Source organism: Streptomyces sp. NPDC006552, assembly GCF_040611655.1.
Classification (GTDB): domain Bacteria; phylum Actinomycetota; class Actinomycetes; order Streptomycetales; family Streptomycetaceae; genus Streptomyces.
In genome coordinates this window covers 61,681-88,368 of record NZ_JBEXOS010000004.1, presented here as the reverse complement: position 1 = coordinate 88,368, position 26,688 = coordinate 61,681, and the positions used below count along the sequence as shown (strand labels likewise).

The following is a 26,688-nucleotide window of genomic DNA, read 5'->3' as shown; positions in this document are numbered from 1 at the left end:
AGAGGTGAGGGGGCCGGCGGCTGCCGGGGTCGCGGTGCGCGACCCCGGCAGCCGCTGCGGGTGGATCAGTTGGCGGTGCGGCGACGGCCCGCCAGCACGCCGAAGGCCACGCCGGCGGCACCGATGACGATGCCGACGATGCCGAGGACGCGGGCGGTGGTGTCGCTGTCGGAGCCGTCGGACGACGTGGCCGAGGCCGCGGTGGCCTCCTTGTCGTCCCCGTGGTCGTCGTCGGAGGCGCCGGACGCCCCGTGCTCGTCGTCGGCCGCGGCCGTCAGCGCCAGGACGGGGGCCGGGTTCTCCGGCTCCTCCTGGCCCTTCTGCTGCGGCTCGATCCAGCGCACGACCTCCTTGTCGGAGTACGTCTGGATGGCCTTGAAGACGAGTTCGTCGGCGTCGGTCGGCAGGGCGCCGACGGAGACCGGGAACTTCTGGAAGTAGCCGGGCTGGACGCCCTTGTCGGCGCCGGAGCCGGTCGCGGTCCAGGTGACCTTGGAGACGGCCTCGGTGATCTTCTCGCCGTGCATCTCCATCGGCTTGTCCAGCTTCGCCTTGGTGACCTCGGCCTTCCAGCCCGGGATCGGCTGCGGCATCACGGAGGCCAGCGGGTGGTCCGTCGGGAGGTTGACCTCGAGCTTGGTGGTCGCGGCGTCGTCGCGCTCGTTCGGGACCTTGAAGTCGACGACGGCGTAACCGCCCTTGGCGGCGGCGCCCTCCGGCTGCACGCTCACGTGCGCGAAGGCGGGAGCGGAGACGAGGACGACGGAGGAGACGGCAGCGGCACCGACGAGAGCGGCGCGGGACATCTTCTTCATGACAGAGAGAACTCCACGTTCAGCGGGATCCAACGAAGGGTGAGGGGCGCGTCCGCGCGCCACCGCACTACGGGCAGCCGCGGGAAAGCAGAGAGCGGCGCACTACAGGGCGGCGAAAAACGCGGCTACGCGCGCGTGCCGCACAGCACGCCTCACCCCACGCGGGACCACTGAAGTCGCGCAGGAGTACGGATGCTGTGTCAGGCAGCGAGAAGGAACGCGTCGGCGCAGGACGGCGGCCCGCGGCGGATCACGGAGTGCTGAAGTGCCGCCGTACGCGGGGCGGGCCGGTCGGGGAACGCGGCACGGGCCACGAGTGGCGTAGCCCCGGACGCACCGGGAAGCCCCGCCCGCAGCGCCCGTACGAGGGCCAGGGCCGCCCGCAGGGAACGGACGAGGGCCGCTTCCGCGACCGACTGGGCCGACAGCTTCGAGAGCCGCACGAGCCTGCCCAGGGCGAGATCGCCGCGGCGCAGCAGCCACCCGGCGCCGACGGCGGCCAGCAGGTGGCCGATGAGCATCGGCAGCGACGGCAGCAGCGGCATCGAGGCACCGGCCACGGCGGCCATGTCGTGGTGCGTCCCGCCGGTGGCCGCCGCGGGCACCCGCGCCTGGTCGAGAATGCGCTGCGCCTGCACCGGACTGATCGCCGAGGCGCCCGCCCCGCACATCAGGTGTGCGGCCTGCTCCACGACGGAGGGCCGGCCGGCGTCCATGGCCATCGGAGCGTGCTGGCCGGCGGCGAACAGGCTGTGCAGGCCGATCTGCCCGACCCCCAGGGTGACGGCGATGCCCGGCAGCGAACGCTCGCGGCCCGCCAGCGGCACGGTCACACAGAAGACGGCGGCGAAGGCGAGCGACAGCGTCCACAACGGGACGGTGGCGCTCGAACCGAGGACGTGCCCCGCCGCGGACAGCACGACGCAGACCGCGGCGAACACCGCGGCCCTCAGCAGCCGGAGATCGGCCGCGCTGCGCACTGTGTGCTTGTGGGGGGCAGACATGGCGGGGTCATCATCCCACTGGCCTTACCCGTCCCATACGGCAGGTCCACAAGGTCCGGAATCTCCCCTACCGCGCCAGGTGCCACGCTCGCGTCGGCCATATGGGCGGCTTCCCGCCGGCCGAGCGATTGCGCCGGGCCGGTGGTGGCAATACGTATCGGTACGTCGAGCCGCGCCCAGGAGGCTGGAGCATGAGCATCTGGTGGTCCCTCCATCTGCGGCGCGAGGCCGCGAGCGTGCCGCTCGCCAGACGCCTGCTCGTCGGCGCCATGGATACCGCGGGCGTCGACCCGGACATCTCCTACGACCTGTCGGTCGCCCTCAGCGAGGCGTGCGCGAACGCCGTCGAGCACGGCGGCGCCGCCACGAGCGAGGCGTCGGGCGCCTACCGGGTCACCGCGTACCTGGACGGCGAGATGTGCCGCATCGAAGTGGCGGACTCCGGGCCCGGTATCCCGTCGCGCAAGGGCCGCGCGGCCCTCCAGCAGGCGCCCGACGACGCGGAGCACGGCCGGGGCCTGTGCCTCATCCACGAACTCGCCGACCACGTACATGTCGTCAACAAGCCCGGCCGCACGGGTGTTGTGGTCAGCTTCGACAAGATCCTGAAGTGGCGCACGGACACCCCGCTCCTGGCGGTGTGAAGCCGAAGACGCCGCATGTGGTGGCGGAAAACGCCGCATACGTAAGAACAACGCAGGGACGGGGCCGCGCCACGCATGACGCGTAGCGCGGCCCCGTCCGTGCGTGCCGGTATGCCGGTATGCCGGGGATCAGCCCTTCAGGCGGGCCATCCACGCCTCGACCTCGTCGGCCTGCCGGGGCAGACCGGACGACATGTTCCGGTTGCCGTCCTCGGTGACGAGGATGTCGTCCTCGATCCGGACGCCGATGCCCCGGTACTCCTCGGGCACGGTCAGGTCGTCGGCCTGGAAGTACAGGCCGGGCTCGACGGTGAGCACCATGCCGGGCTCCAGCGTGCCGTCCACATACGTCTCGGTCCGCGCGACCGCGCAGTCGTGCACGTCCATGCCGAGCATGTGGCCGGTGCCGTGCAGGGTCCAGCGGCGCTGAAGGCCCAGCTCCAGGACCCGCTCGACCGGGCCCTCGACCAGGCCCCACGCGACGAGCTTCTTGGCGAGCACGCGCTGCGAGGCGTCGTGGAAGTCGCGGTACTTGGCTCCCGGCGTGACGGCCGCGATCCCGGCCTCCTGCGCCTCGTACACGGCGTCGTAGATCTTGCGCTGGATCTCGCTGTACGTGCCGTTGACCGGCAGCGTGCGCGTGACGTCGGCGGTGTAGTACGTATGCGTCTCCACGCCGGCGTCGAGCAGCAGCAGGTCGCCGGAGCGGACCGGGCCGTCGTTGCGGACCCAGTGCAGGGTGCAGGCGTGCGGGCCCGCGGCGCAGATGGAGCCGTAGCCGATGTCATTGCCCTCGACCCGGGCGCGCAGGAAGAACGTGCCTTCGATGTAACGCTCGCTCGTCGCCTCGGCCTTGTCGAGCACCTTCACGACGTCCTCGAAGCCGCGGACCGTCGAGTCGACGGCCTTCTGCAACTCGCCGACCTCGAAAGCGTCCTTCACGAGGCGCGCCTCGGAGAGGAAGGTCTTCAGCTCGTCGTCGCGCTCGGCGGTGACCTTGTCGGTCAGGGCGGCCTCGATGCCGGCGTCGTAGCCGCGCACGACGCGCACCGGGCCCGTGGCCTCGCGCAGCCGGTCGGCGAGGTCGCGCACGTCGGCGGCGGGGATGCCGTGGAGCTTCTCGGCCTCGGTCAGGGAGTGCCGGCGGCCCACCCACAGCTCACCGTCGCCGCTGAGCCAGAACTCGCCGTTCTCCCGGTCCGAACGCGGCAGCAGGTAGATCGTCGCCCGGTGGCCGTCGGCGACGGGCTCAAGGACGAGGACGCCGTCCTCGGTCTGGTTGCCGGTGAGGTACGCGTACTCGACCGAGGCGCGGAAGGCGTACTCGGTGTCGTTCGAGCGGGTCTTGAGGTTGCCCGCGGGCACGACGAGCCGCTCGCCCGGGAAGCGCGCGGACAGGGCGGCGCGACGGGCGGCCGTCTCGGCGGCCTGCGCGATCGGCCGCAGGTCGTGCAGTTCGGTGTCGGCCCAGCCGGACTTCATGTTCTCGGCGAGCTCGTCGGACACGCCCGGGTAGAGGCCGTTCTTGCGCTGCTTGATGGGCTCGTCGCCCTCCGGGGCCTCCACGATCTCCGGGTTCTCCGGGGTGAGCTCCTCCGACACGGTTCCTCCTCGACGGGTCCGGTGAATGACCGGGGTATGGCCTGATATGGCAGTGGACCCCCTCCATCGTACGAGCGTACGGAAGGGGGTCCAGGGCCGGAGGGCCTCTTACCGCGTGTGCGGGGGCGTCTACGCGAAGCGCGCCGCGAGGAGCACCACGTCCTCGTCACTGTCCGCGACGTCGAGCCCGTCCGGCAGCATCGCGTGCAGGACGTGGTCGGCGAGGGCGCCCGGGTCCTCGCGCAGTGCCTTCGGGACGCTCGCCGCGGCCGCGTGCAGCCGGGCGAACGCGCGGTCCATGGGGTCACCGGTGCGGTGCAGGAGGCCGTCCGTGTACAGCAGCACCGTTTCGCCCGGGTCCGGTGCCAGCTCCACGCTCGGCGCCTCCCAGCAGGCCAGCATCCCCAGCGGAGCGGAGAGCGTCGTCTCCACGAACTCGGTGCGCCGGTCCCCGACCACCAGGGGCGGGCTGTGTCCGGCGCCCGCGAGCAGGATCGTGCGCCGGGCGGGCTCGCAGTAGGCGAAGAGCGCGGTCGCGCTGCGCGCCGGCTCGGTGAGGCGCAGCAGCAGTTCCAGGTCGGAGAGGACCGCGACGGGGTCCTCGCCCTCCATCACCGCGTACGCGCGCAGCGAGGCGCGGAGCCGGCCCATCGCGGCGAGCGCGCTGGCACCGGAGCCGGAGACGGAACCGACCGCGAGGCCGAGCGCTCCCTCCGGCAGCGGCAGCGCGTCGTACCAGTCACCGCCGCCGCGCGGCCCGGTGCGGTGGCGCACGGCGAGCTGGACGCCGGGGACCCGCGGCAGCCGCGCGGGCAGCAGTTCGTCGGAGACGGTGCGCGACCACGCGCGCGTGCGCTCCAGTTCCAGCAGGCGGCCCAGGTGCTCGGTGGCGTAGCGCGCGTACAGGCCGACGAGATGGCGCCGGCGTTCGGTGGGCGCGGCCGGCTCGTCGTAGAACCAGACGGCGGCGCCGAGGCGGCCCGCGTCATCGGTGGCGAGGGGCAGCGCGTAGCTCGCCGCATAGCCGAGGCGGGCGGCGACCTCGCGGTGGCGCGGGTCGAGCCCGTCCTCGGCGAACAGGTCGGCGCGGGTCTCGTCCTCGGTGCCGCGGCCGTCGAGGATGCGCCCGTAGGACGTCGCGCCGCGCGGGACCGTCTCGATGTGGCCGAGGTCGGGGCGGGAGAGGCCGAGGCCGACGGTGGTGTCGGTGCCGCGCCCGTCGCCCGGCTCCAGGACGACGAGACCGCGCCGGGCGCCCACGAGGACGGCGCCGGCGCGCAGGAGTTCGCGCAGGGCCTCGTCGAGTCCCGCGGTGCGGGCCAGCCGCTCGGTGAGTTCGTGCAGCGTGGTCAGGTCGGAGACCCAGCCGGCGAGCCTGTCCTGGATCACGGCGGCGGGGGTTGCGGGGGCGGGAGTGTCCGGTGGAGCGGCCGACGCGGGCGCGACCGTGTGGGCGGGCGGGGGAACCTGTCCAGGAGGGGAATCGATTCCGGCCACTTTCGGCAGATGCGGGGTCGTCATGGTTTCCGGCTTTCTGACCGGTGCGTATTGCTCGATAGCATCGCAAACCCCCATGTCATTCTGCGCCGCCTGGCAATGTCTCCACATGTACACGCACTGAAGAGGGGATGTCCAGCATTGTCCTGCGGGGATTCCTGGTGTTGGTGGTGCTCAAGTGGCTTCTGCGGTAATGCGATCTCTGTTCTCCCCCGTGCCCGCGGGCCGGTCGAGATCGTTCCAACTTGGCCGGAAACCGACTCGGGGAACGGGGTATTGGGGTCGACTGGCCCTGTTCGACGGAGCGTCATAGCGGCCGCGGTGGGTACGTAGTCGGAGAAGGCCAGGGGCAGTTGGGATCCACCCGGAACCTGGTGACGGAACCGGGCGTCATAACCATCGACGACCGTGCCCCATCCTCCCGTGGGGGAGGCGACGAGAAATACGCGGGATGGCAAAGCGCCAGGCGCCGCCACCCCACGCCAGGCTTTCGAAGCACACAGCAGGCGCTCGGACTATAGGGGTCACCTCTGCCCCAGGCCGGCAGCCGAGGCTGTGGTGCAGCGCTCCAGCACGTACGCACAGTGATTGTTCGGCACATGGTGTGGTGTGGCCCAAAGCGTTCTCTTCGGTCAACGGAAAGGAACGAGCGCAGATGCGCGAGATCCTCGGAAGGCGACGCAGGCTCCTGTCCAGGCGCGACAGCGGGAAGTCTGACCTGATCAGCGCGGCCCTCACGTATGCGACATCGTGGCGGTGGCCGGTACTGCCGGGCGTAGCGCTCGCGGCGGCGGGCCGCCGCGACGGCGTCCGGTGCGCCTGTCCCGACCCGGAATGCACCGTGCCCGGCGCACATCCGTTCGACCCGGGACTGCTCGCGGCGACGACCGACGAGCGACTGGTCCGGTGGTGGTGGACCAATCGGCCGGGAGCCCCGATCGTGCTCGCTACGGGTGCGTCGTCCGGCGCCCCCGGGGGGCGCGCGCCCTGCGCCGTGAGCCTCCCCGCCGCCGCGGGGGCCCGCGCGCTCGCCGCGCTCGACCACGCCGACGTACGCCTGGGCCCGGTCATCGCCACCCCGGAGCGCCTCGCGATCCTTGTGGCGCCGTACGGCATGGAGCAGCTCGGTGAACTCCTGTATGCGCAGGATTACGTTCCCGGTTCGCTGCGCTTCCACGGTGAGGGCGGCTATCTCGCCCTGCCGCCGTCCGCCACGGGCGCGGGCCAGGTCCGCTGGGAGCGGGCGCCGCTGCCCGGTTCGGCGGCCCCCTGGGTCCCCGATGTGGAGGCCGTGGTCGACGCGGTGGTGGACGCGCTCACTCGTACGGGTGTGAGCGCGCCCGAGTTGTAGGGCCAGGAGGCGCGCGGCGCGCCGCCGTGACGGGTGTGCGCCGATATCTTCGGCGCATGCCTGCCGCGCCCTCACTCCCCGAGGTTCCGAACGGATCCGAGCGGGAGAGGCCTCCTTCGCGTCTTCGTCTGTCCGGACTGCTCTGCGTCATCGTGCTCACCGCCGCGCTGCCGCTGGCGGGCGCGTCCGCGGGGGTCCTCGGAGACCCGCCCGCCCGGCCTGCCGCACAGGAGCCCGTGAGGGCGACGACGGGGGATGCGGCCGCTGCCCCCGCGCGGGGCGCGGCGAGCGGCTCCACAGGTGGCGCCGTGGACGAGAAGATCACCACGGAGGCCGGCCGTGCGTCCTCGCTGCTCCCGTCCGGCCCAGGCCCGGCCGCCGCCGCCCAGTGCGGCCCCCAACTCACCTCTCCCGAAGGCATCGAGGCCCAGACCTGTGTGCTGCGCCGGGAGCGGGAGACCTGGGCGCGCACCTACTACCGCAACACGACCGGCGGGGGGCTGAGCGCCGTACTGACCCTCATGGCGCCGGAGGGGCGCACGGTGCGGATCACCTGTGCGGTGGGCGCCGAGGACGAGCCGGGGATGTGTGAGACGCCGCGGGGCCGGACCGGGGCGCGGCTCGCGCGCTACGCCGCGGTGGCGGAGTACGCGGCCGACGGCGAGGGCCCGCTGCTGCTCAGGTCGGGGAGCAACTCCGCGCCTCAGTAAGGGCGTTGAGTCCCCGGAAGCGGACGCGGGCATGAAAGCGCCCGGTTGCTGGCGACGGGGGATGCACCAGCAACCGGGCTACCTGAACGGTAACAAGAGATCGGCAGTTAGCAAATTCGATCTCTTCTATTCGGACATGGATTTACCTGCAACCAACGGGAGTTGTGACCGGAGTCACCTCTTCCGGAAGCGCCGGCCAGCTGGGAAGTTCTCTGTCCGGCGCGGGCGCGTCAGCTGAGCGTCACCTGTCGGTTGGTGAGCCCTCCGCGCGCGCGGCGCTCGTCCGCGGTCAGCGGCGCGTCCGTGGCGAGCGCGGCGGTCAGCCGCTCGGCGAACTCGGCGGCCGGCTTCTCGACGTCCTCAGCCGTGACCGAGCTGGGCAGGTCCCACACCGGGACCGTCAGCCCGTGCGCCCGGAACGAACCGACGAGACGCGTGCCCTCGCCGAGCGAGGAGGTGCCCGCCGCGTGCAGCCGCGCGAGCGCGTCGAGGAGCTTCTCCTCCGGGTGCGGCATGACCCACCGCAGGTGGTTCTTCTCCGGCGTCTCGCACCAGTAGGCGCTGTCCACACCGGTGAGCTTCACGGTCGGGATGGCCGCGGCGTTCGCCCGCTCCAGGGACGCGGCGACCTCGCCCGACGCGTTCTCCGAGTCCGGCACCCAGAACTCGAAGCCCGTGTGCACGACCGGCTCGAAAGCGCCGTCCGGGTCGAGGAGGTCCTGCAGGCGCGGGCCGTCGGCGGGGGCGCGGCGCGCCTGCACCGGGCTGCCCGGCTCGGCGGTCAGCGCGCGCTGGAGGGTGTCGGCCAGGTCGCGGCTGATGTCCCCCGACGAGGTGTCGTTCTGCAGGCCCAGCAGGATCGTGCCGTCGTCACGGCGCAGTGCGGGCCACGCCATCGGCAGCACTGTCGCGAGCGTCACCGAGGGGACGTCCTCGGGCAGCTTCTCCTTCAACGACAGCTCGACCGTCGCCGCGGGGACCAGCTCACGCAGCGCGACCCAGTCGCCCTCGCCCGGCAGGCCCTCGAACGGACGCTGCACCAGCTCCGTCACCGCGTGGGCGGCCTCGCGGCCGTGGCAGGCCTTGTAGCGGCGGCCGCTGCCGCAGGGGCACGGCTCACGGGCGCCGACAACCGGGATCTCTCCACTGGTGACTTGCGGCTTGCCCTTGGTCTGCGGGCGCTTCTTGGCCATCTTGGACGTCTCCCGGATACGGCTCTCGTACGTACGGGCGCGAGCCTATCCGCTCGTGCTGACAAGGGTGGGATGCGCTGAGGGCGGCCCGCGCGAGGGTGCTGCGGCTCGGTTCCGTCCGCTCGGTTCAGTTCAGCTCGTCGAAGGCGTCCGCGAATTCGCAGCCCACCAGTTCGGCGGCGGGTGGCGCGGTGATGCGGGCCGCGAAGTCGTCGCGGCGGTGCGACGCCGCTTCCGCGTGCACGTCCTTGTGCACGACCACCCAGACGGTGACCTCGCCCCGGGCGTCGTCGCGTACGCCCCAGTCGTCGGCGAGCGCCGTGATGATGTTGAGCCCACGGCCACCGCGCGCGGTCACCGAAGGGGTGGCGGGAACCGGGCGGGTGGGCCCGCCGCCGTCCGTCACCTCGACCGTGAGGCAGCCCCGGTCGTCCACGCGCCACGCGACGCGTACGTCGCCGTCGCCCGTCATGTCGTCACCCAGCGGCCTGCCGTGCCGGCAGGCATTGCTGAGCAACTCGGAAAGGATCAGTACCGCATCGTCCACGACCGAGTCCGAGACCCCGCGGCGTCGTAGCTGATCACGCATCCTGTGCCGTGCTTCGCCGACGCCCGCAGGGCCATGGGGTACGGCCATGCTCGACGACGCGGGCACCTCCTGTGCCACCACCAACGCCACCCCCGAAACCTCCTTCGCCCCACGCCACGGTGTGGATGCCCCAATGGACTGGACCGGAAACCGGCCAAACAACCCCTGGTGACGCACTCGGGACGATCGAACACGCACCGAACGCGCCGGAGCACTCCCCGTTACGAAAGCGGGCGAAGGTGGCCTGAAGTCACCCCCTGCCGAGGTGGTCGAGGACCGCCGCGGGCCGGTTCGTGATGATCGCGTCGACACCGAGCCGGACGCAGAGGTCGACGTCCTCCGGTTCGTTCACCGTCCAGACGTGCACCTGGTGTCCCGCGCGCGTGAGCTTCTCGATGTATGCGGGGTGGTTGCGCACGATCCGGATGCCGGGCCCCGCGATCCGCACCCCCTGGGGAAGCCGCCCCTCCCGGTGCCGGGGCGAGACGAACTGCATCAGATAGACGGTCGGCAGGGTCGGCGACGCCTGCTGCACGCGGAGCAAGGAGCGGGCCGAAAAGCTCATCACCCGTACCGGTGAGGGCTCGTCCGGAAGCGGTGCTTCCAGGCCGAACCGCTTGAGCAGTAGAAGAAGCCGCTCCTCCACCTGGCCCGCCCACCGGGTGGGGTGTTTGGTCTCGATGGCCAGCTCGACCCGGCGCCCGGCGTCCACGACGAGTTCCAGCAGCCGCTCCAGGGTCAGGACGGAGGTGTCGGCCGAGGCTCCCGCCCAGTCCGGCCCCTCCGCCTGGTCCCTCCAGGAGCCCCCGATGTCCTTCCAGGAACCGAAGTCGAGAGCCGCCAGATCCGCGAGCTCCAGGGCCGAGACGGCTCCGCGGCCGTTCGACGTACGGTTGACGCGGCGGTCGTGCACACAGACGAGATGACCGTCCGCGGTGAGCCGCACATCGCATTCGAGGGCGTCGGCACCGTCCTCGATCGCCTTCTTGTATGCGGCCAATGTGTGCTCGGGGGCGTCCTGCGAGGCACCGCGATGGGCGACGACCTGGATGCGTTGCTGTCGTGCGTGGGTCACCGCGACATGGTGCCACCGTGCGGCCGGCCACCGAGAAAGTTCGGCCTAGCGGATGCGTCCGTTTCGTCCGGCATAAAGGATGGCGGCGGACGCACAGGAACGCCTTATGGTGCCCTGACGCCCCATGGGAAAAGCTGACGGCGTACAACTGCACAGAACTGGACCGTGACAGGACCATGTCGGAACGGTGCGTGCGGACAGCCGGGCCGGAGGGTGGTCCTGCCGTTCGTAACGTACGTACGTACCGGAGGCGGTTCTGGCAAGGACGGTCGTTTCGAGGGCAGTCGTACGTGAGACAGCCGTTCGAAGGTGGTCGTACGAGGTCGGCTGTACTGAGGTCGGCTGTACTGAGGTCGGTCGTACCGAGGTCAGTCGTATCGAAGTCAGCCGACCGATGTCAGCCGTACCGATGTCAGCAGTATCGAAGACAGCCGTGGATCGAGGAGAGAAAGCTGTGAGCACCGAGAACGAGGGCACTGCGGTCCCCCCGGCCCCGTCCGCACCTCCCGTGCCGGTGGACGCTCCCGCTGCTCCCGCACCGACGCCGGCCGGACCCGCGCCGAGCGCCCCGGAGAACCCCCCGGGACACGAGACGGCGCACCAGGCCCCCGCGGGCGCGGGGCACCACACGTCCCACCCGGGCCCGGACCAGGGTCCTGAGGGCGCCGGATACGGCGCGCACGCGGCCCCGGGGGCATACGAGACATCCGGCCCGCACGAAGCGCCTGGCGCGCATGCGGCCCCTGGCCATGCCGCCGGCGCGACCGCCCCTGTCGGGTTCGCCTCCGGCGGGGACTGGCCCCCGCCGCCGCCGGTGGTCCCGTCGTACGCGGGCGGCGGTGGCAACGGCGCATGGGGCGCCTCCTACCAGCCGCCGCAGCCCAAGCCGGGCGGCCGGCGCGGCGGGCTGCTGGCCGGGGTCATCGCGGCGGCCCTGATCGCGGGCGTCGTCGGCGGCGGCGTCGGCTACTGGGCGGCGGAGCGGGGTGACGACTCCGGCACCGGTTCGACGACCGTGTCCGCCTCCAACCCCGCCGACCTCAAGCGCGACCCGGGCACCGTCGCGAACGTGGCCGCCAAGGCGCTGCCGAGCACGGTCACCATCGAGGCCGAGGGCAACAACGGCGAGGGCGGTACCGGCACCGGCTTCGTGTACGACAAGGAAGGCCACATCCTCACCAACAACCACGTGGTGGCGGAGGCGGTGGACGGCGGCAAGCTGTCGGCGACGTTCTCGAACGGCAAGAAGTACGAGGCCGAGGTGATCGGGCACGCGCAGGGTTACGACGTCGCGGTCATCAAGCTCAAGAACGCGCCGAACGACCTCAAGCCCCTGGTGCTCGGCAACTCCGACAAGGTGGCCGTCGGTGACTCGACCATCGCGATCGGCGCGCCCTTCGGCCTGTCGAACACGGTGACCACGGGCATCATCTCCGCGAAGGACCGCCCGGTGGCCTCCAGCGACGGCACCGGCAGCAGCAAGGCCTCGTACATGAGCGCCCTGCAGACCGACGCGTCGATCAACCCGGGCAACTCCGGAGGACCGCTCCTCGACGGGAACGGCAACGTGATCGGCATCAACTCGGCTATCCAGTCCGCCTCCAGCGGCGGCATGGGCGGCGGCTCGGGCCAGGCGGGTTCGATCGGCCTGGGCTTCGCCATCCCGATCAACCAGGCCAAGATGGTCGCCCAGCAGCTCATCAAGTCCGGCCAGCCGGTCTACCCGGTGATCGGCGCCTCGGTCTCCATCGAGGAGGGCACCGGCGGCGCGAAGATCACCGAGCAGGGCACGAGCGGCTCCGCGGCGATCACGGCGAACGGCCCGGCGGACAAGGCCGGTCTCAAGCCCGGCGACGTCATCACGAAGCTGGACGACTCGGTGATCGACTCGGGCCCGACCCTGATCGGCCAGATCTGGACGCACAAGCCGGGCGACACGGTGAAGCTCACCTACACGCGGGACGGCAAGCAGCACACGACCGACGTGACCCTGGGCGAACGCAAGGGCGACAGCTGACGGACCCCGTTCCGGGACCCGCTACCCTGGTCCCGCGCCCCTGGGACACCGCGGTGAGGCTTCCGGGGCGCGGGGTGGGTTGCCCGAGCGGCCTAAGGGAACGGTCTTGAAAACCGTCGTGGCGAGAGTCACCGTGGGTTCAAATCCCACACCCACCGCGCAGGCGCAGGGCCCCTGACCATGCTTGTGGTCGGGGGCCTCCGTGCTTCGTAGGCCGCACGCCGGCACTTCACCGGGCAGGAGTACCGCTCGATATCGCCAGGTCTGATCGCGCTGCCTCGTGCAGCACGTTGAGCGCCTGCACGAGGAAGTCTGTGCGGAGTTCGGCTGCGCCACTCGCGGATTCACGGGCTGTCCTCAGCAGCTCCCACGTTCGCTGGTTGACCGTGTGTGCGGCAGTGGCTGCCTTGTCATTGCTCAGCAGGATGAAGGTCTCGAAGAGGATCGATCGTCTGCCCTCAGCCGCCTCCATCGCCTGCAACGCCTCAGAGGCATTCAACCCTTGGTCGCGAGCCCGTCCGGCGGCCATGGCGGCTCGTTGGATCTCCTTTATGCATGTCACGTACTCGATGTAGGTGTCGAGTTTGCGCTCGTCCCATCGTGTGACCATGTCCCGCCGGAATTTCGCCCGCTCGGCGGCCGCCGTCACGACATAGGACGTCAAGGCGCCCATGAGAACGCCGATCAGAGTGAGTATCTGGGTGGCCATGCCGGACAACGTATCTGCGCGGGAGGCTCAGCCCGCTCGGTCCGCCTCGCACCCGGCAACCCGAACACGGTCGCGGCTGTAGGGCACGTAGCGCACGTAGCCGGACCCTGGCTTTCGAGCTCGCCCTCCAAGCCGCCCCTACGCCCCCGCCGTCATCCGTGCCGCGGAGGCGATCGTCGCGCGGGCCTCCCGTTCCGTCAGGCCCGTGTGGACCGCGGCGTCCACGAGGGCCTCCGTCAGGGTGGGCCCGAGGTCGCTTTCGTAGGCGCGGCACGCTGCCCAGAAGAGGCAGGTGTTGCGCTGCCCTTCATGTGCGCCGAGAACGAACTGGACGAGGCCGGACCCGTGTCGCTCACTCCGCGTGGGGTCGGGGTGGTGGGGGCGCGGCGGGGGTGTGAGCAGTCGTAGGAGCGCCGGCGGGCACGGCGCGGGCGCCAGGTGCGCGGTGCCTGGCACCGTGGCGTAGACGCCGTGTTCGGTGCGGGAACCGGGGCCCACCAGGTAGCCGCCGGCGCCGCGGATGTCGATGCCGGGAGCGAGACGGCCCGCGGAGTTGGGGACCACGACGTGCTGCGGCCCGGACAGCCACAGGTGCCGGCCGCCGCTGGGCGTGGCCACGACCACGGTGTCGGGGATGGTGAACAGGTGCCGTAAGGCCAGTTCACGCAGGGCGGCGGAGGAGTTCGTACCCGTCTTGGTGTCCAGGTCGACGCCGATGAGGTGGTGTGGCGGCAGACCGCAGGCGATCCCGTAACCGGTGGCGCGGGGCGCGGCGGCGAAGAGCGCGCGGATGCGGCGCGGGTCGACCGTCGCGTCGTGCACGCCGTGGCCGGGGCGGCCGCACTCACCGTGGCAGCGCGGGGTCGTCGGAGGGTCGTTCCGGTGCGGTGAGGGCAGCGCCGGGAGCTTGGTGCGGGAGAGCGGGAACACGGCGAACCCGCGCGCGGCGGCGGAGAGCGCGTGCGCGAGGGCCAGGGGCGCCAGGGACGCGGTCGGTACGGCGGGCGGCAAAGGTCGGTCGGTGGTGGCCATGGCTCTATTTTCGTACAGACGTTCGAACTAGGGAAGAGGGGTGGGTCGACCGGGGGTCGGCTGGAGGCTGCTTCGCCAGAATTGTGCCGAAACGCTTCACCCCAGGGGAGGTCCGGCCCGTGATCGCCCGAAGGCGCCGGATCGGGGATGGCCTGGGCCGCTTTGAGCAGGAAACAGGTTTATCGACATGTCCTCACGCTTGCGAGCGAAAGGCGGCTTCCGGGGTGGTTCGCCAGGGATCCGGTGGGCAACTCTGGTCTCGCGACGTCGTGAACACCACTGAGGCGGTCGGCCAACTGCCTTGGGGACACCCGTACTTCCCGGGCGCCGGACATCCGTCCGTACCCCGATGTACTGCCTTCTGGAGGAAAAACATGGCTTCCATCCGTACTGCCCGCACTGTCGCCGCCATCGCCGCCCTGCCGCTCGCCGCGGCCCTGTTCTCTGGGGTGGCGATCGCCGACAACGGCTCGTTCGCGGGCAACGGATCGAACGCGGGGGTGGCGACCGTCAGCGGCAGCGGCGTCGGACACAACAACTCCGGCAACTCGTCGACCACGCAGCAGCAGGCGGTCGGCAACGGTGCCTCGAACCAGAGCAATACCGCTCAGGTGAACGGTTCGGCGTTCACCGCGATCCACCAGTCCAACCAGAACTACGTCGTGAACTTCACCGAGCTCTGGTGAGCCGGTGGGTCCTGGCCGACAGTTCGACTGTGCGACGGGGGCCCTCCTCGGGGAGCGTGACACTCTGCGCGGCGGTGCTTCGGCACCGCCGCGCAGGCGTGTGGGTCGGGCGCGCTGACGGGGGCGTCGCGCGGCGGGCTGCGGGCGGGAGGCGTGGGGCGGGGTGCCGCGGTGGCCTTTCGGGCGGCCCGGGTGGCGAGGGGCGGACTCTTGACACCGCGCGGTACCTGACGGACAGTCAGGAACTCCTGCTCGAACGAGGCCCGGGAGGGCCGCCATCGTGCACCTCGCCCCTACCGAGCGCCGGCGCGAGCTACGCGGGCAACTGCGCGGCGCTTTACGTGTGGTGCTGCCCGACGGGCCGCCGCCCGGCGGCATCGTCCGGCCTGAGCCGCCCGGTCCGCCCAGGCCGGACGATGCCGCCGGGCAGCGGCGCCTTCTGCGGCGTCTGGTGGGCGGTGGCGGGGCCGGTCGCCCGGTTCCTGGTCACGACGGCGGCGTGACATCCGCGGGAACCGATTCGGCGGTCGCGGTGTATCAGATATGTCCGCGGATCGCGGGCGGGCCGGGTGGCTTCGGCGGGGGTCGCCGGGGGCGTTCGCCGGAGCGGACGGCGGTGATACGGCGGTGATGGCGCGGCGGGGGAGGGGGAGTCGGAGCGATGAACAGGGCGGAACAGATCAGTACGTCCGGGGGCGGGGTGAGCCAGGTGCAGCGGAGGGGTGCGACCCTCGCCGCGGCTCAGGAGGGAGCGGGGGAAGCGATGAGGGTGTCGGCGGCGGGGGCGGGGCGGCGGGCCCTGGAGTACGAGGAGTTGCAGGCGTTCGAGGGGTTGGCCGCGGCGGAAGCGGGTGAAGGCAGGGACCCGGTGAACGCGCCGATGATCCGGCACTGGTGCGAGGCCATGGGGGACACCAATCCCGCGTACGAGGGGCCAGACGCCGTGGCACCGCCGACCATGTTGCAGGCGTGGACCATGGCGGGGCTGCCCGGGTACGCGGAACGGTCGGGACCCTATGACGACCTGCTCACGCTGTTGGACGGCGCCGGATACACCTCGGTCGTCGCGACCGACTGCGAGCAGGAGTACCTGCGGCCGCTGCGGTCCGGGGACACGATCACTTTCGACGCGGTGATCGAGTCGGTTTCCCCGCTCAAGACGACGAAGCTGGGGGCGGGCCACTTCGTCACGACACGTATGGATGTGCGGGCGGACGGCGAACCGGCGGGCAGACACCGGTTCCGCATCCTGAAGTACGCACCCGCGCACCGGGACGCACCATCGGTCGGGGTCGCGAGCGCCCCGGATACGCCGAAGAGGCGGGTGGCCGGGTCGGAGAGTGCTCGGGTTTCGCCGGAGAGGCTGGCAGTCGGGTCGGAGAGTGCCCGGGTCTCGCCGGAGAGGCTGGCGGCCAGGTCCGAGAGTGCCCGGCTCTCACCGGAGAGGCTGGCGGCCAGGTCCGAGAGTGCCCGGCTCTCACCGGAGAAGCTGGCGGCCGGGTCCGAGAGAGCCGGGTCCGAGAGTGTCCCGGTCCCGCCGGAGAAGCTCCGGCCCCGCCCCGTCGTGAACCGGGACAATGCCGGGTTCTGGGAAGGCGTTGCGGAGCACCAGTTGCTCATCCAGCGCTGCCGGGGCTGCGACACACTGCGCTTCCCTTGGCTTCCGGGATGCAATGCGTGCGGCGGCCAGGACTGGGACACCGTCCCGGCGAGCGGCGCAGGCACGGTCTTCAGTTACGTCGTCATGCACCACCCGCCCTTCCCGGCCTTCGACCCGCCGTACGCGGTGGGCCTGATCGAGCTGGCGGAAGGGGTCCGCGTCGTCAGCAACGTCGTCGGGGTGCCCTGCGACCAAGTGCGCATCGGGATGCCGGTCGGCCTGGAGTTCCTGCGCGTGGATGAGGAGCTGGAGCTGCCGGTGTTCCGGGCCGCCGAGGGTGGTGAGGCGTGACACGCACTCCACCCCGGCCGCGGAGCAGGCGGCGGTCCAGGAGCCGGCCCGGACCACCCCTCCCCCCCCCGGCACTTCCTGCCAGGGAGAGAGAGACAGCTCGACGGGTATCTCGGCGGCGGACCGGAAGTACTGGAGGAGTTGGTCGACGTGATCGTAGGGGAGCCGCATGAGCGGGGATGAAGTGCTGCTGAAGGTGGGCGCGGAGCTGCCACCCCTGACGATCCCGGTCACCCGGACTTTGATCGTCGCCGGGGCGATCGCTTCCCGTGACTACCAGGACGTGCACCACGATGTGGAGCTGGCCCGGCAGAAGGGTTCGCCCGACATCTTCATGAACATTCTGACGACGAACGGACTGGTGGGCCGTTACATCACCGATCACTTCGGTCCGGCGGCCGTGCTGCGAAAGGTCGCGATACGCCTCGGGGTACCGAACTACCCGGGCGACACGATGGTGTTGACGGGGACGGTCACCGCGGTCGTGGGCGCGGACCAGGACGGAGGTGGCGGCGGGGACGAGGACGGCGGGGCGGCTGGGAGCGAGGGTGCGGGCGCCATCGCCGAGGTGAAGGTGGTCGGGAGGAACGGCCTCGGCAACCATGTCACCGGCACGGTGACCGTCACCGTGCCCCGGGCCGGGCGGGGCCAGTCATGAGCGTGCGCGGGAGGGACCGGCTGGGCGGCAAGGCGGCGATCGCCGGGATCGGTGCCACCCAGTTCTCCAAGGACTCCGGGCGCAGCGAGTTGAAGCTCGCGGTGGAGGCGGTGCACGCGGCGCTCGGCGACGCGGGCCTGTCCCCCGCCGATGTGGACGGGCTGGTCACGTTCACGATGGACACCAGCCCGGAGATCACCGTGGCGCAGGCCGCAGGGATGGGTGAGCTCTCTTTCTTCTCGCGGGTGCACTACGGAGGCGGCGCCGCGTGCGGCACCGTGCAGCAGGCGGCCCTCGCGGTGGCGAGCGGGGTGGCCGAGGTGGTGGTCTGCTATCGGGCGTTCAACGAGCGGTCGGGCAGACGCTTCGGCTCCGGGGTGCAGTACCGGGAGGCCTCGGCGGAGGGTGCGGCGCTCGGCTGGAACCTGCCGTTCGGGCTGCTCACCCCGGCGTCCTGGGTGGCGATGGCGGCCCAGCGGTATCTGTACGCCTACGGTCTGACCCCCGAGGCGTTCGGCCAGGTCGCGGTGGTGGACCGCAAGTACGCGGCGACGAACCCTGCGGCGTACTTCTTCGGAAAGCCGATCACCCTCGCCGACCACGCGGCCTCGCGCTGGATCGTCGAACCGCTGCGCCTGCTGGACTGCTGCCAGGAGACGGACGGCGGGCAGGCGATCGTCGTCACCAGCGTCGAGCGGGCCCGCGATCTGCCGCGGCCGCCCGCGGTGATTGTCGCGGCGGCGCAGGGCGCGGGCCGGGCGCAGGAGCAGATGACCAGCTTCTACCGGGACGGCCTGACGGGGCTGCCGGAGATGAGCGTGGTGGCGCGGCAGTTGTGGCGCAGCGCCGGACTCGGGCCCGGGGAGGTGGATGTCGGCATCCTGTACGACCACTTCACTCCGTTCGTGCTGATGCAGTTGGAGGAGTTCGGGTTCTGTGCGCGCGGCGAGGCGGCCGGCTTCGTCGCGGAGGAGCGGCTGCCGCTCAACACACACGGCGGACAGCTGGGGGAGGCGTATCTGCACGGGATGAACGGCATAGCGGAAGGGGTGCGGCAGGTGCGGGGGACGGCGGTGAACCAGATATCCGGCGCGGCCACGGCACTGGTCACCGCGGGCACCGGGGTCCCCACATCGGGTCTGATTCTGGGGTCGGACGGCTGAACGGCGGGCGTGTCCGCGGCACGGGTGCGCGGGCGGCCCCTTCACTCGGTTCATGTATCGGTACAAGATGATCATTGGACTGGTGGTGCTCGTCCTGGGGGCCGGGATCCTGCCGACGACGGGCGCGGTGGCCGCTGCGAGTGCGGTGGGTGCGACGGGGACGGTGGGGTCGGCGCGCTCGGAGGGTGAGGTGGCGCGGCCGGCCGGGGCGACGGGGCCCGGGGCCTGGGGCGCGTCGGTGCGCACGTTCCACGGCTGGGGGTTCGACAGCTGCAGGGCGCAGTCCCTGGACACGATGGGGCGGTGGCGGGCCTCTCCGTACCAGGCGGTGGGGGTCTACTTCGGGGGCCGCGGGCGGGCCTGCCAGACCCAGCGCGCGCTGAACCAGAGCTGGATGCGGGAGGTGGACGAGATGGGGTGGCGGGTGCTGCCGGTGTACGTGGGGTCGCAGTCTCCCTGCGTGCGGTCGAAGCACAAGAAGAAGGTGCGGATCGGCCGGTACCCATGGCAACAGGGGGTGAGCGAGGCGCAGGACGCGGTGCGCCGCGCTCAGGCACTGCTCATCGACGTGCAGAGCCCGCTCTATCTGGACATGGAGGCCTACAACTACCGACAGCGCACGTGCGCGGACGCGACGCTGTCGTTCGTACGGGCGTGGAGCAGGGAGGTGCGGCGGCAGGGGTACCTGCCCGGGTTCTACAGCAGCGCGGATTCGGGGGTGCGGCACATGGAGGCGGCCCGGCGCGCGGGGGTGCGGGATCTGCCCTCGGTGATGTGGTTCGCGCGCTGGCGCACCAAGCCCCATCTCTCCGGGGAACCGGCGCTGGCGGCGACCGCCTGGCACCCGCAACGCCGCATCCACCAGTACGCGGGCAACGTGAAGGAGCGGCACGGCGGCCGCACCCTGGTGATCGACCGGAACCTGCTGCACGCTCCGGTGGCCCGGATCGGCTGAGCCGGGCGGCGGCCGGGCAGGCCCCCGCGGACGTGCGGCCGCGGTGCGGTTCTCGGGGGTGAACCCTCAGGGTCCGCACCGCGTCCTCCACCTTCAGGAGGTGGGGCCACCACCCCGCGTACAACCTGAGGCGGAGGTCGCTTCGGGACCTCCGGCCGATCCGTAGGAGCGGGGTGCGCTCATAGCGTGGAGCCATGACCGCAACCCTGGCGCCTGTCCGCACCAGCGCATCGAAGCCGGTGACGCGTACCTCCGCGACGCAACCCGCGCACCCGTCGCTCCCCGGGCGCCCGTCGCTCCCCGGACACGCGGGGCACGCGGTGTACCCGTCCTTCGCGTCGTACGTCCGGGCGCGCCAGCCCCTGTTGCTGCGTACCGCCCGGTCGCTGACGGCGAACCCGAGCGATGCCGAGGACCTGCTGCAGACCGCGCTCACGAAGACGTACGTCGCGTGGGACCGGATCGAGGACCACCGGGCGCTCGACGGGTACGTCCGCCGGGCTCTGCTGAACACACGGACCTCGCAGTGGCGCAAGCGCAAGGTCGACGAGTTCGTCTGCGACGAGCTGCCGGAGCCGACGACGCCGGTGGCCGGGGACCCGGCCGAGCAGCAGGCGCTGCACGACGCGATGTGGCGCGCCATCCTGAAGCTGCCCGCCCGGCAGCGGGCAATGGTCGTGCTGCGGTACTACGAGGACCTGAGCGAGGCCCAGACGGCCGAGGTGCTCGGGGTCTCCATCGGGACGGTGAAGAGCGCGGTCTCGCGGGCGCTCGGCAAGCTGCGTCAGGACCCCGAGCTGGTGCCCGAGCGGGGCTGAGCAGGGGATCCACGCACGGCACGCGGTGATCGATCATTCCCGGAGCTAGTGACATACCACGCGGTATGTGGAAAGAATCGGCGGAACCCTACTGCTCCGTAGCGCCCACCGGGAGGACGCCGTGCTGAGCACGATGCAGGACGTACCGCTGACTGTGACCCGCCTGCTGCACCACGGGGTGCGTGTCCACGGCACCTCGCTGATCACCACCTGGACCGGCGAGGGCGAGCCGCACCGCCGGACGTTCGCCGAGGTGGGCGCCCGTGTGGCCCAGCTCGCGCACGCGCTCCGGGATGACCTGGGGGTGCGGGGCGACGACCGGGTCGCGACGCTGATGTGGAACAACGCGGAGCACGTCGAGGCATACTTCGCCGCTCCCGCCATGGGCGCGGTGCTGCACACCCTGAACCTCCGTCTCCCCGCGCAGCAGCTGACGTGGATCGTGAACCACGCGGCGGACCGGGTGATCATCGTCAACGGTTCGCTGCTGCCGCTGCTCGCACCGTTGCTGCCCGGTCTCACGACGGTCGAGCACATCGTCGTCTCGGGCCCCGGTGACCGGTCGGTCCTCGACGGCGTCCGCCCGCAGGTGCACGAGTACGAGCAGCTCATCGCCGGGAAACCGGTCGCGTACGACTGGCCGGAGCTGGACGAGCGCCAGGCTGCGGCCATGTGCTACACCTCCGGCACCACGGGGGACCCGAAAGGTGTCGTCTACTCGCACCGTTCGATCTACCTGCACTCGATGCAGGTGAACATGGCGCAGTCGATGGGTCTGACCGACTCCGACACCTCGCTCGTGGTGGTCCCGCAGTTCCATGTGAACGCGTGGGGGCTGCCGCACGCCACGTTCATGACCGGTGTGAACATGCTGATGCCGGACCGCTTCCTGCAACCCGCGCCGCTCGCCGAGATGATCGAGTCGCAGCGTCCGACGCACGCCGCGGCCGTGCCCACGATCTGGCAGGGCCTGCTCGCCGAACTCACCGCCAGGCCGCGCGACGTCTCCACGCTCACCCAGGTCACCATCGGCGGCTCCGCCTGTCCGCCCTCCCTGATGAAGGCCTTCGACGACCTGGGCATGCGCGTCTGTCACGCCTGGGGCATGACGGAGACGTCACCGCTGGGCACGGTCTCGCGGCCGCCGGCCGGGGTCGAGCCGGGCAGTGACGAGGAGTTCGCGTACCGGCTCACGCAGGGGCGGTTCCCGGCCGGGGTCGAGGCGCGCCTGAGCGGCCCCGGCGGCGAGCACCTGCCCTGGGACGGGGAGTCCGCGGGCGAGCTGGAGGTCCGCGGCAACTGGATCGCGGGCGCGTACTACGGCGGCGCGGACGGCGAGCCGCAGCGGCCCGCCGACAAGTTCAGCGAGGACGGCTGGCTGAAGACCGGCGATGTCGGCACCATCAGCCCCGACGGCTATCTCACCCTCACCGACCGTGCCAAGGACGTCATCAAGTCCGGCGGCGAGTGGATCTCCAGCGTCGACCTCGAGAACGCGCTGATGTCGCACCCCGATGTCGCGGAGGCGGCCGTCGTGGCCGTGCCCGACGAGAAGTGGGGGGAGCGGCCGCTCGCCACCGTCGTACTGAAGGAGGGGGCGAGCGCCGACTTCCGGACGCTGCGGGCGTTCCTCGCGGAGCGGGTCGCCAAGTGGCAGCTGCCCGAGCGGTGGACGGTCATTCCCGCAGTCCCCAAGACCAGCGTCGGCAAGTTCGACAAGAAGGTGCTGCGCAAGCAGTACGCGGACGGAGAGCTGGCCGTCACGGAGCTGTGAGCACCGGCCCCGGCGTGGACGGCCCACACCGGGGCCCACGTCCACGCCCGGGTCTCAGCCCCGCAGCGCGGTGTTTCACGTGAAACAGCAACACGAAGGGCGGCCCGCAACGGGCCGCCCTTCCGCATCAGTTGACGTCGCCGCTCAGTTGGTACCGATCTTCGCCAGCAGGTCCACGATCCGGCTCTGCACCTCGGTGCTCGTCGAGCGCTCCGCCAGGAACAGCACCGTCTCCCCCGCCGCGAGCCGCGGCAGGTCGGCGCGGTCGACGGCGGCCGTGTAGACGACGAGAGGCGTGCGGTTCAGCTGCCCGTTCGCCCGCAGCCAGTCGATGATGCCCGCGCGGCGACGGCGTACCTGAAGCAGATCCATGACCACCAGGTTCGGCCGCATCTGGGCCGCCAGGGTCACCGCGTCCGCGTCGGTCGACGCCCGCGCGACCTGCATCCCGCGCCGCTCCAGCGTCGCGGTCAGCGCGAGCGCGATCTCCTCGTGCTCCTCGATGAGCAGGACCCGTGGCGGGTGCTGCTCACTGTCGCGCGGGGCCAGTGCCTTCAACAGCACCGCCGGATCGGCGCCGTACGCCGCCTCGCGTGTCGCCTGCCCGAGCCCCGCCGTCACCAGGACCGGCACCTCGGCCGCGACGGCGGCCTGCCGCAGCGACTGAAGCGCGGTGCGCGTGATCGGCCCGGTCAGCGGGTCCACGAACAGCGCGGCCGGGAACGCCGCGATCTGCGCGTCGACCTCCTCGCGCGAGTGCACGGTCACCGGCCGGTAGCCGCGCTCGCTCAGCGCCTGCTGCGTCGTCACGTCCGGCGCGGGCCAGACCAGGAGCCGACGCGGGTTGTCGAGGGGCTCCGGGGGCAGCTCGTCGTCCATGGGCCGCGGTTGCGGCTTGTCGGCGATCTCGACCGCCCCGCCCGGACCGTCCAGCGGCTCGGGCCCCTCGTCGGCGTCCTGGGCCGGGGCGCCGATCGCGTAGGAACGACCGCGGCCCTCCGAGGAGTTCGGGGCCGGCCGAGACGGCTGGGGCTGCGGATGCGGGCGGGCCGTTGCGCCCCGGCCCGGAGCGGCGGCCGGGGCCGTTCCGCGCGCCGGGGGCTGTGCCGCTGCCTGGGGTGCGCCCGGCGCCGCCTGGCCCGTCCCCTGCGCCGGCGTCCGCGTGTCGGCGGCGGCCTCGGGCTGTTCCGGCCGGGTGGAGAGCCGGCGCCGACGGCCACCGCCGCCGCCCTGGGTCTGCGTCTCCTGCGGCACGCCCCCCGCCGGCGTGGCGCCGGGCCGGGCGGGCTGCTGCACGGGCGCGGCACCCTGCGGCCGACGCTGCTGATCGGTGGCCTGCCGCCCGAACGGGACCCCCTGACCGAGGGTGCGCACGCTGAACGCGCGGCCCTGCGTCGAGTTCGTGTCCCCGGACGGCTGCTGCGGCTGCGGCGCCTCCGCGGGCAACGGCTGCGCGGCACGCGCCCGCGCCGCGTTCTCCGGGCGGGCGGCCTGGCGGGGCGTGCCCTGCGGCGGCGTACCGGCCGGATGCGGCTGCGGCGGCGTGTGGTCGTCCGCCTGATGCCCGGCGGCGCCGTCATGCCGCTGCGACGCGTCCGGCAGCGGGGCGGCCTGGGCGGCGGGCGCGTGGGCCGCGGTGCTGCGCGGGGCGCCGGGTTGCGGGTCGGCGGCCTGCGGGCCAGCGGCGTGGGGGCCTGCGGCGTGCGCACCACTGGCCTGTGCCACACCGAACGCGGAAGCGTCCAGCTGTCCGTCTACGTCCCGCTGTCCGGCTACGTCTACGGCGGTGGGGGCGGGAGCGGCGGCATGAGCAGCCTGGGCCCTGCCCACCCCGCTCGCCGGATACGCCGCGCTCGCGGCCTCCGCGTCGACAGCGGACGCCGCCTCGGGCGCCACCGCCGTGTCCGGGGTCCCCGCCTGGGGCCCGCGGTCGGCCTGGGCCGGCGGCAGCGCGAACACCTCGCGGGGCGCCGCGTCGTCCATGGCCGCGGCAGCTTGCGCGGCACCCAGCGCACGCCGTGCCCGGCGCCCGCCAGAGGGCTGATCCGCCCCGGCGTCCTGGGCGGGGACGCCCTGCGCGGGAGCCGCCGGCAGGGCGGGCAGCGCCGCCTGCTCCGCGTCGCCCGCGCGCCGGGCGCGTCGTCCGGTGGGAGCGGGCACGCCCTGCGGCGGCACGGTCTGACCCAGGGCCGGGGAGCCAGCGGCGTGTTCGGCCGCCGTCATCACGGAGCCCTCGGCGGCCGGGCCGGCCTCCACGGACCGTGCCCGGCGCCGTCCGGTGCCGCCGCCATGCCCGTCGGTACCGTCCGCCGCGGCGGGCCCGGGCAGTTCCGGCCGCGGGGCGGCCGCGGCCGGGGCGGCGGGCTCCTCGGGGGCACGCCGTCCGCGCCTGCGGCCCGTACCGCCGGAGGGCCCACTGCCCTGCGCTCCGTCGTCCGCCACCGCGCTGTCCAGGAACGAGTCGACCGAGGGCCCGGCGGTCCGCCTGGCCCGGCGCCGCCCGCCGCCGGTGGCCGCGGTGGCCTGCTCGGGCAGGTTCGGGACGGCCTCGGGGACCGGCTCGGCGTAGGGCGCGACGGGGGTGGTGACGACCCCGGCGCCGCTGCCGATCGGCACTTCGAGCACGTACGCGCTGCCGCTCATCCCCGGCATCTCGTGCGTCTGCAGCACACCGCCGTGGGCCCGCACGATGCCCTGGACGATCGGTTCGTGCACCGGGTCGCCGCCCGCGTAGGGGCCCCGCACCTCGATGCGGACGCTCTCGCCCCGCTGCGCGGCGGCCACGACGACGGTGGAGTCGACGTAACCGGCGCCCGCGGGAACCCGCGCGTTGCCCGTCGCGTCGATCCCGGCCACGTCGGCGATCAGGTGCGCGAGCGCGGTCGCGAGCCGCCCCGCGTCCACCTCGGCCTCGATCGGCGGCGCGTGCACGGCGAACTGGACGCGCCCGGGACCGATCAGCTCCACGGCCCCGTCCACACCGGCGGCGACGACGGTGTCCAGCATCACCGGCGTACGGACCAGCTGTTCGCCGCCGGCGTCGAGGAGCTGGTAGGCGAGCACGTTGTCGACGAGGGTGGTGATCCGCGAGTAGCCCGCGGAGAGGTGGTGCAGGACCTGGTTGGCCTCGGGCCACAGCTGTCCGGCGTCGTCCGCGGCCAGCTGGCCCAGCTCGCGCCGGAGTTCGTCGAGCGGGCCGCGCAGCGACTGGCCGAGGACGGCGAGGAGCTGCGAGTGCCGCGCGGCCAGCTCCTCGAACCGGTCCTTCTCCCGCTCGGCGAACGCGGCACCGCGCTCGCGCTCGGCGGAGAGTTCCTCGGCGTGCTCCTCGCGGGTGGCGGCGAGTTCGGCGGCCAGCTCCTCGCGTACGCGGGCCAGCTCGGCGGCGTGCTCCTCGCGCTCCTGCTCCGCGGCCTGGTCGCGCCGGGCGATCTCCTCGGCGTGCTCGGTGACCAGCTTGTCGTAGGGGCGCCGGTCGGTGAAGGTCATGACGGCGCCGACCAGTTGGTCGCCGTCGCGCACGGGTGCCGTCGTCATGTCGACGGGCACCTTCTCGCCCTTCTTGTTCCACAGGACCTGCCCGCGCACCCGGTGCTTGCGCCCGGAGCGCAGGGTGTCGGCGAGCGGCGACTCCTCGTACGGGAACGGCTCGCCCTCGGGCCGGGAGTGCAGGACGAGCGGGTGCAGCTCCTGGCCGCCGAGGTCGCTGGCGCGGAAGCCGAGGATCTGCGCGGCGGCAGGGTTGACCAGAACGATCCGGCCGTCGGTGTCGGTGCCGACGACCCCCTCGGCGGCGGCCCGCAGGATCATCTCGGTCTGCCGCTGCGAACGGGCCAGCTCGGCCTCGGTGTCGAGCGTGCCGGACAGATCGCGGACGACGAGCATGAGCAGCTCGGAACCGCTGTAGGAACCGCTGCCCATGCTGTACGGGTCCACCGCGTCGCGGGCGCCGTCGGCGACGTTCGCGCTGGTCACCTCGACGGGGAAGTCACTGCCGTCGGTGCGCCGGGCGATCATCCGCGTCGGCTTCGTGCGCCCGCGGTCGTCGGTGGCCGTGTCGGGCCTGCGCATCGAGCCGGGGATCAGCCGGGAGTCGAACTCCGGCAGCAGATCGAGCAGTCCGCGCCCCACCAGGGCCGTGCCCGGGGCCTCGAAGGCCTCGAGAGCGATGGAGTTGGCGTTGACGACCGTCCCATTGGTGTTGACCAGCACCAATGCGTCAGGGAGTGCATCGAGTATGGCTGCGAGGCGAGCAGCGCCTCGGGATGGCCTGCTGCTCACGACGACGCTTCCTCCCTGATTCACCGCGACTTGCCGACCGTGCGGGCCATCTTGCCTCGCGGCCCGCAGCGTGTCACGGAAGGGAGTCTACGGGCAGTGGTCGCGCTCGCGGCGCCGGATGAGAGGGAGCCCACGTAGAGGATGTGCGGACCCCGTGCGCGCCG

General features: G+C 72.3%; 22 protein-coding genes and 1 tRNA gene. 12 read left to right on the top strand and 11 right to left on the bottom strand.

What is annotated here, in order from left to right; translation table 11 throughout:
* Positions 1-65 precede the first annotated feature (65 nt).
* Together ABZY33_RS03955 and ABZY33_RS03950 are read right to left on the bottom strand one after the other, a co-directional pair.
* Entirely contained in the window at positions 66-815 is a 750-nt protein-coding gene (locus ABZY33_RS03955; RefSeq protein WP_356489857.1) for a YcnI family protein, read from the bottom strand.
* 200 nt (positions 816-1,015) lie between these two features.
* Entirely contained in the window at positions 1,016-1,819 is an 804-nt protein-coding gene (locus ABZY33_RS03950; protein ID WP_356489856.1) for a hypothetical protein, read from the bottom strand.
* 191 nt (positions 1,820-2,010) lie between these two features.
* Between ABZY33_RS03950 and ABZY33_RS03945 the strand changes: the two genes are divergently transcribed.
* Positions 2,011-2,463: an ATP-binding protein gene (locus ABZY33_RS03945; protein ID WP_356489855.1), complete on the top strand. Its 453-nt coding sequence runs from the start codon at positions 2,011-2,013 to the stop codon at positions 2,461-2,463.
* Between the two features lie 129 nt (positions 2,464-2,592).
* Here the strand turns inward: ABZY33_RS03945 and ABZY33_RS03940 are convergent, their stop codons facing one another.
* Positions 2,593-4,065 carry an aminopeptidase P family protein gene (locus ABZY33_RS03940; RefSeq protein ID WP_356489854.1) on the bottom strand — a complete coding sequence of 491 codons (1,473 nt, stop codon included), beginning with the start codon at positions 4,063-4,065 and terminating at the stop codon, positions 2,593-2,595.
* Between the two features lie 129 nt (positions 4,066-4,194).
* Complete coding sequence (locus ABZY33_RS03935; protein WP_356489853.1) at positions 4,195-5,640, bottom strand: PP2C family protein-serine/threonine phosphatase; 1,446 nt, start codon at positions 5,638-5,640, stop codon at positions 4,195-4,197.
* 577 nt (positions 5,641-6,217) lie between these two features.
* Here ABZY33_RS03935 and ABZY33_RS03930 point away from each other — a divergent pair.
* Both ABZY33_RS03930 and ABZY33_RS03925 read left to right on the top strand, forming a co-directional pair.
* The gene (locus ABZY33_RS03930) at positions 6,218-6,913 is read left to right on the top strand and encodes a bifunctional DNA primase/polymerase (protein WP_356489852.1); all 696 of its coding nucleotides are present in this window, start codon (positions 6,218-6,220) and stop codon (positions 6,911-6,913) included.
* 56 nt (positions 6,914-6,969) lie between these two features.
* Positions 6,970-7,623, top strand: coding sequence for a hypothetical protein (locus tag ABZY33_RS03925; RefSeq protein ID WP_356489851.1), 654 nt, complete (start codon positions 6,970-6,972; stop codon positions 7,621-7,623).
* Positions 7,624-7,853: 230 nt separating this feature from the next.
* On the opposite strand, the gene ABZY33_RS03920 is transcribed toward ABZY33_RS03925, so the two are convergent.
* From ABZY33_RS03920 to ABZY33_RS03910, 3 genes are all read right to left on the bottom strand, one after another.
* A complete protein-coding gene (locus tag ABZY33_RS03920; protein ID WP_356489850.1) occupies positions 7,854-8,816 on the bottom strand; it encodes a DUF5926 family protein in 963 nt (320 codons plus the stop codon).
* A 127-nt stretch (positions 8,817-8,943) separates the two neighbouring features.
* Complete coding sequence (locus ABZY33_RS03915) at positions 8,944-9,582, bottom strand: ATP-binding protein (RefSeq protein ID WP_356489849.1); 639 nt, start codon at positions 9,580-9,582, stop codon at positions 8,944-8,946.
* A gap of 73 nt (positions 9,583-9,655) precedes the next feature.
* Positions 9,656-10,480, bottom strand: a complete 825-nt coding sequence (locus ABZY33_RS03910; RefSeq protein WP_356489848.1) for a glycerophosphodiester phosphodiesterase — start codon at positions 10,478-10,480, stop codon at positions 9,656-9,658.
* Positions 10,481-10,934: 454 nt separating this feature from the next.
* Between ABZY33_RS03910 and ABZY33_RS03905 the strand changes: the two genes are divergently transcribed.
* Together ABZY33_RS03905 and ABZY33_RS03900 are read left to right on the top strand one after the other, a co-directional pair.
* A complete protein-coding gene (locus tag ABZY33_RS03905; RefSeq protein ID WP_356489847.1) occupies positions 10,935-12,497 on the top strand; it encodes a trypsin-like peptidase domain-containing protein in 1,563 nt (520 codons plus the stop codon).
* A 73-nt stretch (positions 12,498-12,570) separates the two neighbouring features.
* Positions 12,571-12,655 (top strand) — tRNA-Ser (locus ABZY33_RS03900).
* Between the two features lie 71 nt (positions 12,656-12,726).
* Here ABZY33_RS03900 and ABZY33_RS03895 read toward each other — a convergent pair.
* Both ABZY33_RS03895 and ABZY33_RS03890 read right to left on the bottom strand, forming a co-directional pair.
* On the bottom strand, positions 12,727-13,206 hold the full coding sequence (locus tag ABZY33_RS03895) for a hypothetical protein (protein ID WP_356489846.1): 480 nt from the start codon (positions 13,204-13,206) through the stop codon (positions 12,727-12,729).
* A 138-nt stretch (positions 13,207-13,344) separates the two neighbouring features.
* Complete coding sequence (locus ABZY33_RS03890; protein ID WP_356489845.1) at positions 13,345-14,238, bottom strand: bifunctional DNA primase/polymerase; 894 nt, start codon at positions 14,236-14,238, stop codon at positions 13,345-13,347.
* A 374-nt stretch (positions 14,239-14,612) separates the two neighbouring features.
* On the opposite strand from ABZY33_RS03890, the gene ABZY33_RS03885 reads away from it, so the two are divergent.
* Positions 14,613-14,924: a hypothetical protein gene (locus ABZY33_RS03885; RefSeq protein ID WP_356489844.1), complete on the top strand. Its 312-nt coding sequence runs from the start codon at positions 14,613-14,615 to the stop codon at positions 14,922-14,924.
* 337 nt (positions 14,925-15,261) lie between these two features.
* On the opposite strand, the gene ABZY33_RS03880 is transcribed toward ABZY33_RS03885, so the two are convergent.
* Complete coding sequence (locus ABZY33_RS03880; protein ID WP_356489843.1) at positions 15,262-15,414, bottom strand: hypothetical protein; 153 nt, start codon at positions 15,412-15,414, stop codon at positions 15,262-15,264.
* Positions 15,415-15,687: 273 nt separating this feature from the next.
* Between ABZY33_RS03880 and ABZY33_RS03875 the strand changes: the two genes are divergently transcribed.
* The 6 genes from ABZY33_RS03875 to ABZY33_RS03850 all read left to right on the top strand — a co-directional run bounded on the left by ABZY33_RS03875 (position 15,688) and on the right by ABZY33_RS03850 (position 22,243).
* Positions 15,688-16,875: an OB-fold domain-containing protein gene (locus ABZY33_RS03875; protein ID WP_356489842.1), complete on the top strand. Its 1,188-nt coding sequence runs from the start codon at positions 15,688-15,690 to the stop codon at positions 16,873-16,875.
* Positions 16,876-17,044: 169 nt separating this feature from the next.
* Positions 17,045-17,533: an acyl dehydratase gene (locus tag ABZY33_RS03870; RefSeq protein ID WP_356489841.1), complete on the top strand. Its 489-nt coding sequence runs from the start codon at positions 17,045-17,047 to the stop codon at positions 17,531-17,533.
* Entirely contained in the window at positions 17,530-18,696 is a 1,167-nt protein-coding gene (locus tag ABZY33_RS03865) for a lipid-transfer protein (RefSeq protein ID WP_356489840.1), read from the top strand. The genes ABZY33_RS03870 and ABZY33_RS03865 overlap by 4 nt, the downstream gene beginning before the upstream one ends.
* A 67-nt stretch (positions 18,697-18,763) precedes the next feature.
* Entirely contained in the window at positions 18,764-19,651 is an 888-nt protein-coding gene (locus tag ABZY33_RS03860; RefSeq protein ID WP_356489839.1) for a DUF1906 domain-containing protein, read from the top strand.
* Between the two features lie 194 nt (positions 19,652-19,845).
* A complete protein-coding gene (locus tag ABZY33_RS03855) occupies positions 19,846-20,469 on the top strand; it encodes a SigE family RNA polymerase sigma factor (RefSeq protein ID WP_356489838.1) in 624 nt (207 codons plus the stop codon).
* A 121-nt stretch (positions 20,470-20,590) separates the two neighbouring features.
* Entirely contained in the window at positions 20,591-22,243 is a 1,653-nt protein-coding gene (locus ABZY33_RS03850; RefSeq protein WP_356489837.1) for a long-chain fatty acid--CoA ligase, read from the top strand.
* A 144-nt stretch (positions 22,244-22,387) separates the two neighbouring features.
* Here the strand turns inward: ABZY33_RS03850 and ABZY33_RS03845 are convergent, their stop codons facing one another.
* Positions 22,388-26,524, bottom strand: coding sequence for a PAS domain-containing protein (locus tag ABZY33_RS03845; protein WP_356489836.1), 4,137 nt, complete (start codon positions 26,522-26,524; stop codon positions 22,388-22,390).
* Positions 26,525-26,688 lie beyond the last annotated feature (164 nt).

Excerpts from the sequence above, each read along its gene's own strand:
- ABZY33_RS03875 (WP_356489842.1), top strand. The coding sequence starts at position 15,688 with ATGAGGGTGTCGGCGGCGGGGGCGGGGCGGCGGGCCCTGGAGTACGAG.
- ABZY33_RS03930 (WP_356489852.1), top strand. The coding sequence starts at position 6,218 with ATGCGCGAGATCCTCGGAAGGCGACGCAGGCTCCTGTCCAGGCGCGAC.
- ABZY33_RS03945 (WP_356489855.1), top strand. The coding sequence starts at position 2,011 with ATGAGCATCTGGTGGTCCCTCCATCTGCGGCGCGAGGCCGCGAGCGTG.
- ABZY33_RS03870 (WP_356489841.1), top strand. The coding sequence starts at position 17,045 with ATGAGCGGGGATGAAGTGCTGCTGAAGGTGGGCGCGGAGCTGCCACCC.
- ABZY33_RS03950 (WP_356489856.1), bottom strand. The coding sequence starts at position 1,819 with ATGTCTGCCCCCCACAAGCACACAGTGCGCAGCGCGGCCGATCTCCGG.
- ABZY33_RS03935 (WP_356489853.1), bottom strand. The coding sequence starts at position 5,640 with ATGGGGGTTTGCGATGCTATCGAGCAATACGCACCGGTCAGAAAGCCG.
- ABZY33_RS03865 (WP_356489840.1), top strand. The coding sequence starts at position 17,530 with ATGAGCGTGCGCGGGAGGGACCGGCTGGGCGGCAAGGCGGCGATCGCC.
- ABZY33_RS03895 (WP_356489846.1), bottom strand. The coding sequence starts at position 13,206 with ATGGCCACCCAGATACTCACTCTGATCGGCGTTCTCATGGGCGCCTTG.
- ABZY33_RS03890 (WP_356489845.1), bottom strand. The coding sequence starts at position 14,238 with ATGGCCACCACCGACCGACCTTTGCCGCCCGCCGTACCGACCGCGTCC.
- ABZY33_RS03920 (WP_356489850.1), bottom strand. The coding sequence starts at position 8,816 with ATGGCCAAGAAGCGCCCGCAGACCAAGGGCAAGCCGCAAGTCACCAGT.
- ABZY33_RS03955 (WP_356489857.1), bottom strand. The coding sequence starts at position 815 with ATGAAGAAGATGTCCCGCGCCGCTCTCGTCGGTGCCGCTGCCGTCTCC.
- ABZY33_RS03860 (WP_356489839.1), top strand. The coding sequence starts at position 18,764 with ATGATCATTGGACTGGTGGTGCTCGTCCTGGGGGCCGGGATCCTGCCG.
- ABZY33_RS03855 (WP_356489838.1), top strand. The coding sequence starts at position 19,846 with ATGACCGCAACCCTGGCGCCTGTCCGCACCAGCGCATCGAAGCCGGTG.
- ABZY33_RS03885 (WP_356489844.1), top strand. The coding sequence starts at position 14,613 with ATGGCTTCCATCCGTACTGCCCGCACTGTCGCCGCCATCGCCGCCCTG.
- ABZY33_RS03925 (WP_356489851.1), top strand. The coding sequence starts at position 6,970 with ATGCCTGCCGCGCCCTCACTCCCCGAGGTTCCGAACGGATCCGAGCGG.